Here is a 14344-nt window from a genome sequence, read left to right as displayed (position 1 = left end):
AAATATTATAACTAGATAGGATATACCATCTTCCTCACGTATAAATTAGCAGATATATAACAAGATTTTACATTTAATTTTTTTTAAGTAAGGTTGTGTGAAAGCATTTAATCTAATCAAATCGGTATTTCGTCGACTTGAAGATGCATTTTATAGTTAATTTATTGTTAATTATTTAATTTTTTATGATTTTTGTAATGTAATACACAACTTATGAATAATTTTTTCTCTATTAATATTATATTTTTAATGCTACTTAGTGTATATTCTTGTGTGAGTAATAATTCTAATAGTATTGAAACTAAAATAATTGGAGTATGGCAATTAGAAAGAGAATTTAGCAATGAAGAAGAAGATGGACCACTAAAAGAATTTTTGCTTTCTTCTTGCGAAAAACTAACAACATTAGAGGTTTTGATGAACGGTAGATTTATTGAAAAAAGTTATTATGAAGATTTTGGTACCGGAGGAGAGTGTGTAAAAGATACATGGGGTATTCAGGGAGATTGGGAAAAAGGGTCAGAGGGTACTTTTAATTTTAAATATGATAAAAATAATATTTTATTTTTTGATAATTCTACTGTAGCTATTGAAAATGGAAAATTAATTATTAGTATAGTATATTATGATTCTGATTTAAGATATAAAACGATGCTTAAATTTATTTATACAAAAAAACTAAATTATTGACATAATTAGATTACAGAATTACGATGTTTTATTTATTTCTTTTAAGAGATTTTTTTTCTGTAATGTTTCTAGTGCCCATAAATAGTTTTGTTTTATTTCTTGAGTAACGCCATGCTTACTTTTATAAAGCATAAGCCTATCGTATAGTTTTTTCTCTGTCATAATATTGATTTATTATAGTTACTTTATATTAGATTATCATAATCAAAAAGTTAACTACAGTTTAGTGGTGTCTGATGTAGGGGTATTAGTCTTGGATGGTTTGAGTGTTTCCATCAATGTAATAAAATTACTTTGATGTTTTTTATCAAACTCGTGCTCTTCTTGATAGGCTACCATGTATTGATATAACTCTTCTTGCGTCATATTTAATCAAATATAAGTCAAATATAGTAAAAAATTACCGAACAGTAATTACAAATCTGTTTTATTAACCCGAATTTTCCGAAGTGGAAGAATCTGAAAAAAAAGAGCTACTTAATAATTTAGCTAAACGTATAAAAGAGTTGCGATCTAAGAAAGAGGTGACCCAAGAAAATGCGCTTAATGATACAGGAATTCACTTTGGTAGAATTGAACAAGCCAATCGAGACATATCTTTTACAACACTTTTTAAAATTTGCCAATATTTTCAGATATCTCCAAAAGATTTCTTTACTAAAGATTTTGATTAATTCTTTTAATCACATCATATATATCGATTACAATACTAACATTTTATTTTAAAACTTAGTAAGAATAGGAATTATTCTACCTTTCTTCTACCATACTTATTTGCCTACGAGATGAGTATAATAAAAAATCACTTAAAGGTAATTACAAAAGTGCTTTATTAGTGTGAATTTTCCGAAGTGGAAGAATCTGAAAAAAAAGAGCTACTTAATAATTTAGCTAAGCGTATAAAAGAGTTGAGATCTAAGAAAGAAGTGACCCAAGAAAATGCGCTTAATGATACAGGAATTCACTTTGGTAGAATTGAACAAGCCAATCGAGACATATCTTTTACAACACTTTTTAAAATTTGCCAATATTTTCAGATATCTCCAAAAGATTTCTTTACTAAAGATTTTGATTAATTCTTTTAATCACATCATATATCGTAACAGATTACTCAATTATATAATAAGTAAGTCTATTAAATCTTAAAACTGTTTCCCAAATCCATATAGGGGGGGTAAAACTAAGAAGACACTAGGTCTTACTGTGCTCCGAATCTTAATACTAAAATTTTATTACGTAACCCAGACTCTGTAGGAGGTGGCTCATTTCTTTTTTTAAGGGAAAAATCCCTTTTTATTTATAACAGTAAAATCTTCTTAAGATATTGATTTTATAGTAGTTTGCAGTGTTTTTTTTTGATAAATTACAGTATTAATTATGTGGTTTTTGCGCATACGTAGTGGTAACTTAAACACCTATATTTGATCAAGTAATTGTTTAAATAATTTAACAAAAAAAGAAAGTGAATTTTGTGTTTTGATTAGTATAACAAGACGCTTCTTCTTAAAAACTAAAAATATGTACATAATAAAAGATACAGAAATAAAAGGATACGGTGTATTCACATCTAAGAGTTTTGATAAAGGAGAAACAGTATTAGTTGGTAAAATAATAGAAGAGTTAGAGAGTAATCATTCTCATGCCTCTCAGGTGGCTATAGATAGATTTGTATTTCATAATGATATTGTTCGTATGGTTAACCATTCTTGTGAACCTAATTGTGGTATTAGAGTTAACGAATCAGGTGCACATGATTTTATTGCTATCAAAAATATTGATATTGATGAAGAAATAACTTTTGATTATGCAATGAGAAATTATAGTGTAGAACATTTTGATCATCAATGTAATTGTAGCTCCAAAGAGTGTCGTGGCAAAATTACTGGCTGGAAAGATTTACCTCAAAACAAAAAAGATGAATACGTTTCATGGGTAGCTCCTTATCTTATCGAGATTGATTCTCTTCAATTACAAGACTAACCAAGATATATAAGTTTTACATTATAATAAACATCTAAATTGTATTGCTTAAGATATTCCTTTAGTAGAATAAAGAATAGCTTAGACTATTGATCATATATTTATTTGATATTGATAGAAAGATAATTGTAAGAGATATTTTAAGTTTTGGTATGTCATACAGAATTCCTATACAAAAATCAACCTGAAAAATATCAATGTACTTACTCATTTCTAATTTTTTTAATTAGAATGAAATGACTTTTTGATATATAATCTATATATCAATTAAACATTAGATTATTAGATGACTATATGTAAAACTCTTTCCTGTTTAGTGATGCTTAAACTTATAAAACAACAATTAAATAGAGTAATTTTTTTATTAAAATATGAAAAAAATAAAAACAATAGGGATATTGGGAATGGGAGCTGTAGGAATTAGTATTGCATATATTTTACAACAATTAGGTTTTGAGGTAATTGCATTTAAAAGAGATCGTGTTGCATCGCATCAGTTTTGTGATTTAATGCATAGAGGGAAAATAAAGATAATTAACAAAACAAAAAACATAAATTCGACAGGAAATTTAGATGTTAAAATTACACATTCACTAGATGAAATTGCAAACCAATCTGATTTAATACTTAATTGTTGTCGTTTTCCTCCAATATCAAGAGCATATCAATTCGATGAATCTGAAAAAGATAGTATTAGAAAAAATAATACGCCAATAATAGCTTTTCCAGGAAAATTAGGATCAACTTGGCTTATTGATTCAGAGTATACGGGAGTAGGATTAATAGCATATTCTCCTGTTTTTGCAACCAAAAAAGTAATCGATCAAGAAGATCCATCTATTGTTGTAACTATTTTGGATATAAAAAGAGGAATACCATTGGCTCATAATGACCTAGATACAAGGTTGTTTTTACTAAGTTTTTTTAACAAGTATTTTGAGTTTAATGAAAACACTCCTTTTTTTATTGATGGAGGAAGTGTTTTAAAAACAGCATTAAGTTCTCCTGTAGCAGCGATAAATGCCGCGGCGATTTGCGACAATGCAAAAGGACTATTTCTTTCACAAGGAAAACCTATAAAAGAAACGATTTATGCATTAAGTAGTGAATACTCTAGATTATTTCAAGAAGTTTTTAATGAGCAATTAGCTATAGCTAATTTGTTACAGATTAAAAATGTTCCTACAATACAAGATTGGCTTAAAAGTCGAATAAAAGAAAACGAATCTGGGGATATTACAGAAATGTTACATCATATTTATAAAAATCATGCAATTACTATTTCTGGTAAAGATAGACGTATAGTAGAATCGTATAATGCGCTACTATATTTTAAGTCTTTTGCTTCAACTTTTGGTCAAAAAGTTGAAGCAACAGAACAACTTATCAAAGAAATTGATACTCTAAAAAATGTTTTGTCTTCTTTTTATGAATACGAGATAGACAACAGTTTAATTGAAGAGTCTGCAGTAATGCATGCTAGAGATAGTATAAGTAAAAATCAAAAAGAAGAAAAAATATTAATTTGTAATTAAGATATACATAAGAATAATCAATCTTCAAGATCGTTACTTTTAATCTGAAGTTGCCGCTGTTTAATAGTTTCTAGAGCCCATTGATAGTGTTGTAACATTTCTTGTGTTACTCCATATTTTTTTTTGTAAAACATTAGTTTTTCATATAATTTTTTTTCTGACATGATGTTGATTTTTTAGTTTTTATTGTATTATTTGTTATGGTTTAATTGTCTAAAGCGATTTTATTAATAAGGATCTAACCATTTTTAAGGCGATCAAAGATTATCAATTTAAAAGAAGTGCTAGGTTTATACTAATAGAATTAGTCAGAAAATCAGAAGTAAGTCAATTACTATTACTAGCCGATGTCCACCTTTTAATACTAAGGTGATTATGCTATTATGGATAGTTTTAGAGTATTCCTAATATTTAATTTCCTATTTAGAACTTCTTATATAAGTATTAATCATATAGTTAAATAAAATAGTACATATCTTTTTATTAACTTCAATCTAAAAATAAAATTTATATTTTTTTTACGGAATACCATATATAAATAAAATAATTGTATTTTATATGTTAAAAAAATAAGATTTACTCATTTTTTAAGTTAAAAAATAAATCTTAATGCATTGAGGGTGAGTTGGAATAAGACGTGATTTAAGTAAACTTTATATGTAAAGTAAAAAAATAAATAAAAAACACTCTTTTACTTTTGCAATAAATTTAAGAAGTATAAGTATTCATTATTTTTGATGAATTATAGTTATCAAACCTATAGTGTGTTTTTTGTATTTTAGAATAGTAATAGATAGGTACACTATAGATCATAGGAGTATGATTTTTAGAGCGCCTTAAAATCCTAAATTTTAAAACTAATAACCTACTTTTTTGCGTACTCTTTTTAATACAGTGTCAGCGATAGCAGTGGCTTTTTTAGCTCCAATAGCTAAAGCCTCATCTACTTCATTGAGGTTTTGCATATAATAGTTATAACGTTCGCGTTCTACAGCAAACTTTTCAATTAGCAATTCATATAATGCTTGTTTTGCATGACCATAACCATAATTGCCTCCTAAGTAATTTTTGCGCAATTCTTCTTGTTGTTCTGGAGTAGCGATTATTTTATATAAGGCAAATACATTACAGGTATCGGGATCTTTTGGATCTTCTAGAGGAGTGCTGTCAGTTGCGATAGTCATCACCTGTTTACGTAGCTTCTTGTCTGGTAAAAAAAGATTGATAATGTTACCTTTTGATTTGCTCATTTTGCTGCCATCTGTTCCAGGAACATACATAGTATCTTTTTGTACCTGAGCTTCTGGTAATACAAACATTTCACCTACTTGATTGTGTATACGAGAAGCGACATCTCTTGTCATTTCTAAGTGTTGCAGTTGATCTTTACCAACAGGAATGATCTCTGCATCATATAAGAGGATATCTGCAGCCATAAGCATTGGATATGTAAAAAGACCAGAATTTACATCCTCCAGACGATCTGCTTTATCTTTAAAAGAATGAGCAAGAGTTAATCGTTGATATGGAAAAAAACAACTTAAGTACCACGATAATTCTGTTACTTGTGGGATATCACTTTGTCTATAAAAAACTGTTTTTTCTATGTCTAGCCCAAAAGCTAGCCACGCAGCAGCAGTAGAATAGGTGTTTTCTCGTAATATATTAGCATCCTTTATTTGTGTAAGGGAATGCATATTAGCAATAAATAGAAACGATTCGTTTTCTGGCTGATTAGCCATTTGTATTGCTGGGATGATAGCTCCTAATAAATTTCCTAAATGTGGAGTTCCGGTACTTTGTATTCCTGTTAGAATTCTGGACATGGTAATTTTTCTAAATTCTGAACAAAGGTAATTTTTTTGTTCACATAGCTCAAATCAATTATGTATTTTTGAGAAATGTATATATTTAGGAACATGCTTATTTTATTATGGCGCATTTGGTTTTATATCCTTATGGGTGTTCCTATACTTATTATGTTTCCATTATTATTACTATTTTCTTCTAGAGAAGAGTGGTATCCGCAGTTTTTTGTAGTCGCTAGGTTTTGGGCAAAAATTGTATTATACGGATGTGGATTTATACCAAAATTAACCAAAGAAGCTGAGCCCGATAGGAAAAAAAGCTACATGTTTGTTGCTAATCATACCTCTATGACAGATATTATGTTAATGTTGTATTCGGTAAAAAACCCTTTTGTATTTGTAGGAAAAAAAGAGTTAGCAAAAATTCCAGTTTTTGGATTTTTCTACAAGCGTACTTGTATCTTGGTAGATCGTAATAGCCAGCGTAGTAGGAGAGAGGTTTTTGATCGTGCACAAGCAAGATTGCGTAAAGGAGTTAGTATTTGTATTTTTCCTGAAGGAGGAGTTCCTGATGATGAATCTGTAGTCCTAGATGTATTTAAAGATGGAGCCTTTAGATTAGCAATAGATCATCAAATCCCAGTAGTACCATTGGTGTTTTTTGATAATAAAAAACGATTTTCGTATACTTTTTTTAGCGGAAGTCCAGGTATAATGAGAGCACATATTTGTAAAGAAATCACAACTCAGGGACTAACGCAAGAGCATAAAAAGGAACTGAAGGAAATAACTCATTCCATTATTTTAAAAACCTTAGAAACAAACCTTAGAAATAAGGTATAATAAGTTTGTCTCAGCCATACTACCAATTTAATTGTAATAACAAAGCATACTCTTTTCTTATACAATTGATTTTTATAAATGACCTATAAAAAAACAAAAGCCGCTTCTCTATAGAAACGACTTTGCTCATTATTGCTTACCAAGGCAATAACTACCGAACTAACTAAATTATTATTATTTTAAAACTTAATACTGATTCCTGTATATATGCCAAAATAATAAGGCTTAAAATTACCTGTATTGTTATTAAATGCATTAAACTGATATTTAAAAATTGGTTCAAGGCTAGCTTCTAACTGATCTGATATTTGATACCCTATTCCTAGCCCGATATTACCACTAAAGCTCGTGCTGTTAAGATTATTGGCGTTGCCTATGGGAGTTTCAAGACTTCCAGTTTTTATAGCAATACTATTATTTTGCAAGAATAGTGTACTAATACCTCCAATAATATTGACTCCAATTTTTTTAGTAATCAAAGCATATTTCATTTCCATAGGAACCTCTATATATTCAATACTTTGATTGAGTAATCCTACATTTTGTTTTTGGTTTATAGCATCTGAGGTAAAATCAAGAGGCTCACTAGTTTCTGTATCTCTAACATCAGAAATTAAAATAACATCAGAAGAAGTATTATAATTGATGTTTCCTAAATGCTGAGCTATTCTAGAAGGAGTAAAACCTACATCTTTGGTATTATAGCTAAAAGCAACCTTATTTATTCCAGAACGGACACTAATTTTTTTGTTTATAGCATAAGAAACTTGTATGCCATAACTCATATTTATTTCACCCTTTTTTTCATTATCAGCAAACTGAGCATCTATAGAAGATCCATTTCCTGTAGTATTATAATATACAGGAGCAATGTTAGGTGTGATATTCCATTTTTTTATTGCTATAGCCTCTTCAGGGAGTTCTTCTTCATCATGGTTTATAGCATCAAAAATAGATTTTTTATTCTTCTGATCTAGATTCTCTTCGGTAGTACTGTTCTCTGTATCATTTTTAACTATATTTTTTTCTACAATATCAGTAGTGTCAATAGAATTATTACTTTTATTAGGTGTTATAAAAAGAGGGTGCTCTTTTTCTGATTTCAAATCTTTATTTTGATAACCTGCAATAACATTTGTTTCGTTTGTTTTTTTCTTGTTAGTAGAGGGGGGAGCATTTTGTAATGGATCAATTTGTTTGGTTATGTTGTGTTCTTGGGTAAACGCGGTGTTATCAGTAATTTGATCTTTATAAATGGAACTAGGTATAGAAGTTAAGTTCTCATTTTTTTTAGGTTGAGGAGATGTCTGTTTTGAAGTTTTAGCAACCGAATTTTCTTTGGTAACAAAAGGTTTAAAATTATTATGTGGATGCATCTCAGGATTCTGATTAGGCTCAATGGCTTTTGCTTTTATAGTATTGTTATTTGTTTCTTTTTCTTCTGTAACTATTCTATTTTTTTCTGAAGAAATAGGTTTAAAATAATCATTAGGTGTCTTTTCAATTCTCTTTTTGGTGTTTGAATTAGTTATAATAGTATCGTTTTGTGGGCTAAGGGATAAATACGAATAGCTAATACCAAATATGATAGCAATTAATGCAGCAACCCCCGCAGTTTTATACCAAATAGGAATTAGAAGAACTCTCTTCTCTTGCTTTTTTTGATGAGCTTTAATCTTTGCCCATACAGCTTCATCTGGAGTAATTTCAAAATCTTTAAATCTTTCCTGAAATAACCGATCTATGTTTTTTTTATCATTCATCCTCTTCCTTTAATTGATCGAGCATAAAGCTCTTGGTTGAGTTGTAGTTTTTCTTTTAAAATAGTTCTTGCTCTTGATAAATTAGATTTAGAAGTTCCTGTAGATATCTCTAACATTTCTGCAACCTCTTTATGAGAATAACCATCTAACACATATAGATTAAATACTAACCGATATCGATCTGGTAATTGTTGAATTATTTTTAGTAGATATTCCAGAGGAATCTCATTATCATCAATTTGTATCTCTACTTCTTCTTCAAGTTGGTCTTCATTAATAATCTCAAAAACCTTTTGTTTTCTATATTTTTGTAATGCTGTATTTATCGTTATTCGTTTTATCCATCCTTCAAAAGAACCTTGATTTTTATATTGATTTATTTTATCAAAAATGGTTATAAAAGAATCTTGTAAGATGTCTTCCGCACTAGAATAATCATTAGAATATTTTAAGCATATTGAAAACAGCTTGCTACTATACAACCTGTATAATTGCTCTTGAGCCTGAGCATTTCTTTTCTTGCATTTTTTTATAAGTTGGTCTAAACCCACTAACACCTTTTTTATATACTAATTATTTTACAGGTACTTCTACTGTTAAAAACGTATGATTTCCATTCTTATCTCTTCCTTGCCAAAATTTAAAAATGTAAGACTTTTCTTTTCCAACAAAAAAATTAAAGGAAACTTCTATTAAATCCTTAGTCTCTATGTCTTTACATTCTTTCTTGTCAATTTTTAAATTAACTACAGACACTGCCCGTTTATTGCTTGATTTATTATAGTCAAAACCCGAAAAATAATGACAATTAGTTGACTTGTAATAAGATACAATAACTTTGTGTGTTTCTCCTTTTTTAAAATAATCAGGAAGAACGACATTTTGAATAGGAATTAATTCATAGAAAAAGCTAGTATCATCATCAGAGCATCCAAAGATACTTATTATAAGAACTATTAAAATTATTTTTATCCTTCTCATTATATCGTTCATTTGATAAATAGATGCTTTACTATGGATAAGGTTGCTTTATATCATATGTAAAAAATTAATAAATGTTTTATTGTAAGAAAACACATATTTATTTTTAGCTTAGATTTATGTGATAAATGATATAGTATATCCGGATATTGGGTATAAAAAAATCCCGAACTTCGGGATTTTAAAATTGTTATGTAAGATATTTTTATTCTTTTACAATTTTTATGGCTTCTTTGATTTTTTCTTCAAGTTCTTCCATAAGTTCTGGATTATCATTTAGTAAATTTTTTACAGAATCTCGTCCTTGACCAAGTTTAGTGTCTTGATAGCTAAACCACGAGCCACTTTTTTTAATGATCTCATAATCAACACCAATATCAATGATTTCACCATTTTTAGAAATACCCTGCCCGTACATGATATCAAATTCTGCAGTTCTAAAAGGTGGTGCTACCTTATTCTTAACCACTTTTACACGAGTTTTATTACCCTGTACCTCACTATTACTATCTTTTATCTGTGTAGAACGACGGATATCTAAACGTACAGAAGCATAAAACTTTAAAGCATTACCACCTGTTGTGGTCTCAGGATTTCCAAACATCACTCCAATTTTTTCACGGAGTTGGTTAATGAATATTACGGTACAATTCGTTTTACTAATAGAACTGGTTAGTTTTCGAAGTGCTTGAGACATTAATCTTGCATGAAGACCCATTTTAGAATCTCCCATTTCACCTTCGATTTCGCTTTTTGGAGTTAATGCAGCAACAGAATCAATAACAATAATATCGATAGCTCCAGATCGGATTAAGTTATCAGTAATTTCTAAAGCTTGCTCTCCATGATCTGGTTGAGAAATAATTAAGCTGTCGATATCAACACCTAATTTTTCTGCATAAAAACGATCAAACGCATGTTCTGCATCAATAAAGGCTGCAATACCTCCTGATTTTTGCGCCTGAGCTATCGCATGTAGTGTAAGTGTTGTTTTACCAGAAGATTCAGGACCATATATTTCAATAACTCTTCCTCTGGGATATCCACCAACTCCTAATGCTAGGTCTAGACCCAGTGATCCTGTAGGGATAACATCTACCTCCTGAACGGCACTATCCCCCATCTTCATTACAGTTCCTTTTCCGTATGCTTTATCTAATTTATCTAAGGTAAGCTTTAATGCTTTTAATTTTGCGTCTTTCTCTGTGCTCATTTGTTGATCAAATATATCTGGATTTGACATTGGGATTAAACTTTTTGCTAAAGTACTATTTCTTTTTATAGTTAAGATATGGATTGTGAAATCGTTATTAACAACAAATACTAGCTATTTAATTTATAATGTGTTTTTTATATTATTTATTGATTTCCTAACCATTGTCAGAATCATCTCCTTTACAATGAATCGGTTGTAAACGACCTTTACAATTAAAACATTGAACCACCATTAATACTTTTTTGTTACTCTTTACTAAGTGTTTTTTGTTCCTGTAAGATTTCTTAAGTTTTTCATTACGATTAAATTTTTAATAGCTATAATGCTTGATCGTTTAAAGATACTCAAGGTTTGTGTCTATCTTTTGCAAAAAGATGATTACTCTAAGTAAAAATAGAGAGTTAGTTTCATTTTTTGAAACTTTAGGTTTTTAATGTTTTTTTTTAACAGAGTTATTTAAAAATTACTTAGGTAAAAAGAATAAAATCTTAAAATCAAAATTATTTGTAATTTTGTCTGAAATAAATAATTTCTTTTAACTTATAAAACATAGGTATAGCATGCAACTGTACAACAAATTAAGTGCAAAAGAAAGAGCAGCTCTTATTGATGAAGCCGGTACAGACCGTCTTACGCTATCTTTCTATAAATACGCACATATCGGTAACACAGAAATCTTTAGAAATCACCTTTTTATCCATTGGAACGAACTTGATGTTCTAGGTCGGATTTATGTAGCTAAAGAGGGAATAAACGGACAATTATCTGTTCCTGCACCACACTTTACAGCTTTCAAAAAACATTTAGATAGTATTACTTTTTTAGAAAATGTGCGTCTTAATATCGCGAGAGAACAAGACATAAAGTCTTTTTTAAAACTAAAGGTAAAAATTCGAAAAAAGATTGTTGCTGATGGATTAGATGATAATGCTTTTGATGTTACAGATAAAGGAGTTCATGTAGATGCAAAAAAATTCAATACACTTATAGAAGATCCCAATACCGTATTGGTAGATATGCGTAATCATTATGAAAGTGAAATAGGTCATTTTAAAGGAGCAGTAACTCCTGATGTAGATACATTTAGAGATTCTTTGGATATTATAGAAGAAGACCTTAAGGACCATAAGGAGGATAAAAAATTAGTAATGTATTGTACTGGTGGTATACGATGCGAAAAAGCTAGTGCATATTATAAGCATAAAGGGTTTAAAAATGTATTTCAGCTAGAAGGAGGTATTATTGAATATGCACGACAAGTAGAATCACAGGGATTAGAGAATAAATTTCTAGGTAAAAATTTTGTTTTTGACCATAGGAGATCTGAGCGTATATCTAATGATATAATAGCCAATTGTCATCAATGTGGTGCGCCTTGTGACACCCATGTTAATTGTGAGAATGAGGCCTGTCACTTACTGTTTATTCAATGCGAAGAATGTGCAACAGTATTAGAAAATTGTTGTTCTAAAGAATGTATGGAGGTTAATCGATTACCATATGAAGAACAAAAAGCATTGAGAAAAGGTAAAGGTAATAGCAATAAAATCTTTAAAAAAGGCCGTTCTGAGGCATTGAAATACAAGAAGTAATATCTAAAAAGCTAAAGATACTATAGCAGATAGTTTTTTTTATCCTCATTTCATAGTATCTTTAGCGATTGATATGTTAGAAATGGGGTGTTTCTAGCTATAAGTAAGAACCGTATTTGTTACGTTTTTATCGTAGACAAATTTCAATATATATAGAAAATATGGGGTGTAACAGTTGTTCCTCCGCAAAAGACGGGCAACCAAAAGGTTGTAAGAATAATGGTACCTGTGGTACAGATGGTTGTAATAAGTTAACCGTTTTTGATTGGTTATCAAATATGTCACTTCCTAGTGGATCAGCACCTTTTTCCTGTGTTGAAATACGGTTTAAAAATGGAAGAAAACACTTCTTTAAAAATACAGAAAATCTTTCTTTAAGTATTGGCGATGTTGTCGCTACAGAATCCTCTCCAGGTCATGATATAGGTATAGTTACACTTACTGGCGAATTGGTTCGTGTGCAAATGAAAAAAAAGAAAGTAGATATAACTAGTGAAGAAGTAAAGAAAATATATAGAAAAGCTTCTCAGAAAGATATCGATATATGGCAAAAAGCTCGTGATCGAGAAGAAAGTATGAAAGTTCGCGCTCGAGAAATTGCAATTAGATTAAAGTTACAGATGAAAATTTCTGATATTGAATTTCAGGGAGATGGATCAAAAGCTACATTTTATTATACCGCAGAAGAACGAGTTGATTTTAGGCAATTGATAAAAGAATTTGCACAAGAATTTAGTACACGTATAGAAATGCGTCAAGTAGGATTTAGGCAAGAAGCTGCTCGTTTAGGGGGTATTGGCTCTTGTGGTCGAGAACTATGTTGCTCTACATGGCTTACTGATTTTAGATCAGTAAACACAAGCGCAGCAAGATATCAGCAGTTGTCTTTAAATCCTCAAAAATTAGCAGGACAATGTGGAAAATTAAAATGTTGCCTTAATTATGAACTAGATGCATATATTGATGCACTCAATAGCTTTCCTAAAACGGACGTAAAACTTAAAACCGAAAAAGGAGTTGCTGTATGCCAAAAAATTGATATTTTTAAAGGAATATCATGGTATGCTTATGAAGGAGAATGGATGAACTGGCACAGAATCTCTACCGAAGATGTCAATGAGATAATTGCTGCAAATACTAGTGGCGAAAAAGTAATTAGCTTAGAAGAATATGTTTCAGAATTCATAGGAGATACTAAAACGAATTTTGAAAACGTTGTAGGACAAGATAGTTTAACACGATTTGATCAGCCAAAACGTAATAAAAGAAGGAATCGAAACAAAAGAAGAAGTAATACAGGGAATAAAAGACCTTTAGAAAAGCAAGTAGTAGCTTCAAAGAAAACTAAAGGAACAACTCCTGAAAATAGGAATTCAAATAAATCAAAGAATCAACGTAATAAAAAACGCAGATCTCGTAATAGGAATAATGATAAAGCTTAAGTTTTTCATAATAATTTTTAGTGTAATTATTAGTATAGTCTCTTGTGATGATAAACAAGTTTTTGACCAGTATCAAACAGTATCAGGTGCTTGGGAAATGAATGAGAAAATAAGTTTTAAACTCCCTCAATTAGACTCTCTAGAAACGTATGATTTATTTATTAATATTCGTAATAATAATGAGTATAAATACAATAATTTATTTTTAATTAGCGAAATGAAATTTCCAAATGGGAAAGTAATTACAGATACCTTAGAATATCGTTTTGCAATGCCTAATGGAGAATGGTTAGGAACAGGGTTTACTGACCTTAAAGAGAATAAATTGTGGTATAAAGAGAATGTAAGCTTTAAAGAACAAGGAGAGTATATAATAATTTTACAGCATGCAATGCGAAAGAATGGAGAAGTTAATGGAGTGTCATCTCTAGTAGGGATTACGGATGTTGGATTTAGAATAGAAAAAAAACAGAATCTTTAGTTATAATTTAAAA

16 protein-coding genes are annotated in these 14344 nt (G+C 29.7%); 9 read left to right on the top strand and 7 right to left on the bottom strand.

All coding sequences use genetic code 11. The features are described from left to right. The first annotated feature begins 213 nt into the window (after positions 1 to 213). On the top strand, positions 214 to 690 hold the full coding sequence (locus tag N456_RS12185) for a hypothetical protein (protein WP_062057279.1): 477 nt from the start codon (positions 214 to 216) through the stop codon (positions 688 to 690). 216 nt (positions 691 to 906) lie between these two features. Here the strand turns inward: N456_RS12185 and N456_RS24465 are convergent, their stop codons facing one another. Continuing rightward, positions 907 to 1056: a hypothetical protein gene (locus tag N456_RS24465; protein WP_158447881.1), complete on the bottom strand. Its 150-nt coding sequence runs from the start codon at positions 1054 to 1056 to the stop codon at positions 907 to 909. Between the two features lie 83 nt (positions 1057 to 1139). Between N456_RS24465 and N456_RS12180 the strand changes: the two genes are divergently transcribed. From N456_RS12180 to N456_RS12165, 4 genes are all read left to right on the top strand, one after another. Then, positions 1140 to 1364, top strand: a complete 225-nt coding sequence (locus N456_RS12180; protein WP_062057277.1) for a helix-turn-helix domain-containing protein — start codon at positions 1140 to 1142, stop codon at positions 1362 to 1364. A gap of 177 nt (positions 1365 to 1541) precedes the next feature. After that, positions 1542 to 1766, top strand: a complete 225-nt coding sequence (locus N456_RS12175) for a helix-turn-helix domain-containing protein (RefSeq protein WP_062057277.1) — start codon at positions 1542 to 1544, stop codon at positions 1764 to 1766. Between the two features lie 442 nt (positions 1767 to 2208). Further along, a complete protein-coding gene (locus N456_RS12170) occupies positions 2209 to 2670 on the top strand; it encodes an SET domain-containing protein (protein WP_062057275.1) in 462 nt (153 codons plus the stop codon). Between the two features lie 371 nt (positions 2671 to 3041). After that, complete coding sequence (locus N456_RS12165; protein ID WP_062057272.1) at positions 3042 to 4205, top strand: Rossmann-fold NAD(P)-binding domain-containing protein; 1164 nt, start codon at positions 3042 to 3044, stop codon at positions 4203 to 4205. A gap of 17 nt (positions 4206 to 4222) precedes the next feature. On the opposite strand, the gene N456_RS24460 is transcribed toward N456_RS12165, so the two are convergent. Both N456_RS24460 and trpS read right to left on the bottom strand, forming a co-directional pair. Next, entirely contained in the window at positions 4223 to 4369 is a 147-nt protein-coding gene (locus N456_RS24460) for a hypothetical protein (protein WP_158447880.1), read from the bottom strand. 693 nt (positions 4370 to 5062) lie between these two features. Further along, the gene (gene trpS, locus N456_RS12160) at positions 5063 to 6031 is read right to left on the bottom strand and encodes a tryptophan--tRNA ligase (protein WP_062057270.1); all 969 of its coding nucleotides are present in this window, start codon (positions 6029 to 6031) and stop codon (positions 5063 to 5065) included. A gap of 75 nt (positions 6032 to 6106) precedes the next feature. Here trpS and N456_RS12155 point away from each other — a divergent pair, with 75 nt between their 5' ends. Further along, a complete protein-coding gene (locus tag N456_RS12155; protein WP_062057268.1) occupies positions 6107 to 6856 on the top strand; it encodes a lysophospholipid acyltransferase family protein in 750 nt (249 codons plus the stop codon). A gap of 179 nt (positions 6857 to 7035) precedes the next feature. Here the strand turns inward: N456_RS12155 and N456_RS12150 are convergent, their stop codons facing one another. From N456_RS12150 to recA, 4 genes are all read right to left on the bottom strand, one after another. Continuing rightward, a complete protein-coding gene (locus N456_RS12150; protein ID WP_062057266.1) occupies positions 7036 to 8619 on the bottom strand; it encodes a hypothetical protein in 1584 nt (527 codons plus the stop codon). Beyond that, positions 8616 to 9170: an RNA polymerase sigma factor gene (locus N456_RS12145; protein WP_062057264.1), complete on the bottom strand. Its 555-nt coding sequence runs from the start codon at positions 9168 to 9170 to the stop codon at positions 8616 to 8618. Before N456_RS12145 ends, N456_RS12150 begins: the two co-directional genes overlap by 4 nt. Positions 9171 to 9192: 22 nt before the next feature. Further along, the gene (locus N456_RS12140; protein ID WP_062057262.1) at positions 9193 to 9600 is read right to left on the bottom strand and encodes a hypothetical protein; all 408 of its coding nucleotides are present in this window, start codon (positions 9598 to 9600) and stop codon (positions 9193 to 9195) included. Between the two features lie 205 nt (positions 9601 to 9805). After that, positions 9806 to 10813 carry a recombinase RecA gene (gene recA / locus N456_RS12135; RefSeq protein ID WP_062057531.1) on the bottom strand — a complete coding sequence of 336 codons (1008 nt, stop codon included), beginning with the start codon at positions 10811 to 10813 and terminating at the stop codon, positions 9806 to 9808. Positions 10814 to 11376: 563 nt separating this feature from the next. On the opposite strand from recA, the gene trhO reads away from it, so the two are divergent. From trhO to N456_RS12120, 3 genes are all read left to right on the top strand, one after another. Further along, positions 11377 to 12408 (top strand): oxygen-dependent tRNA uridine(34) hydroxylase TrhO, encoded by a 1032-nt coding sequence (gene trhO, locus N456_RS12130; protein WP_062057260.1) that lies wholly within the window; start codon positions 11377 to 11379, stop codon positions 12406 to 12408. Positions 12409 to 12569: 161 nt separating this feature from the next. Further along, positions 12570 to 13850 carry a PSP1 domain-containing protein gene (locus N456_RS12125; RefSeq protein WP_062057258.1) on the top strand — a complete coding sequence of 427 codons (1281 nt, stop codon included), beginning with the start codon at positions 12570 to 12572 and terminating at the stop codon, positions 13848 to 13850. Beyond that, complete coding sequence (locus N456_RS12120; RefSeq protein ID WP_062057256.1) at positions 13837 to 14331, top strand: gliding motility lipoprotein GldH; 495 nt, start codon at positions 13837 to 13839, stop codon at positions 14329 to 14331. Before N456_RS12125 ends, N456_RS12120 begins: the two co-directional genes overlap by 14 nt. Positions 14332 to 14344: the final 13 nt, after the last annotated feature.

This window comes from Aquimarina longa SW024, from assembly GCF_001401755.1.
Taxonomy (GTDB): Bacteria; Bacteroidota; Bacteroidia; order Flavobacteriales; family Flavobacteriaceae; genus Aquimarina; species Aquimarina longa.
The sequence above is the reverse complement of the archived record's forward strand: the minus strand, read 5'-3'. Positions and strand labels throughout refer to the sequence as shown.

Coding starts and splice junctions, on each gene's coding strand:
- N456_RS12185 (WP_062057279.1), top strand. CDS start 214: ATGAATAATTTTTTCTCTATTAATATTATATTTTTAATGCTACTTAGT.
- N456_RS24465 (WP_158447881.1), bottom strand. CDS start 1,056: ATGACGCAAGAAGAGTTATATCAATACATGGTAGCCTATCAAGAAGAG.
- N456_RS12170 (WP_062057275.1), top strand. CDS start 2,209: ATGTACATAATAAAAGATACAGAAATAAAAGGATACGGTGTATTCACA.
- N456_RS12165 (WP_062057272.1), top strand. CDS start 3,042: ATGAAAAAAATAAAAACAATAGGGATATTGGGAATGGGAGCTGTAGGA.
- N456_RS24460 (WP_158447880.1), bottom strand. CDS start 4,369: ATGTCAGAAAAAAAATTATATGAAAAACTAATGTTTTACAAAAAAAAA.
- trpS (WP_062057270.1), bottom strand. CDS start 6,031: ATGTCCAGAATTCTAACAGGAATACAAAGTACCGGAACTCCACATTTA.
- N456_RS12155 (WP_062057268.1), top strand. CDS start 6,107: ATGTATATATTTAGGAACATGCTTATTTTATTATGGCGCATTTGGTTT.
- N456_RS12150 (WP_062057266.1), bottom strand. CDS start 8,619: ATGAATGATAAAAAAAACATAGATCGGTTATTTCAGGAAAGATTTAAA.
- N456_RS12140 (WP_062057262.1), bottom strand. CDS start 9,600: ATGAGAAGGATAAAAATAATTTTAATAGTTCTTATAATAAGTATCTTT.
- recA (WP_062057531.1), bottom strand. CDS start 10,813: ATGAGCACAGAGAAAGACGCAAAATTAAAAGCATTAAAGCTTACCTTA.
- trhO (WP_062057260.1), top strand. CDS start 11,377: ATGCAACTGTACAACAAATTAAGTGCAAAAGAAAGAGCAGCTCTTATT.
- N456_RS12125 (WP_062057258.1), top strand. CDS start 12,570: ATGGGGTGTAACAGTTGTTCCTCCGCAAAAGACGGGCAACCAAAAGGT.
- N456_RS12120 (WP_062057256.1), top strand. CDS start 13,837: ATGATAAAGCTTAAGTTTTTCATAATAATTTTTAGTGTAATTATTAGT.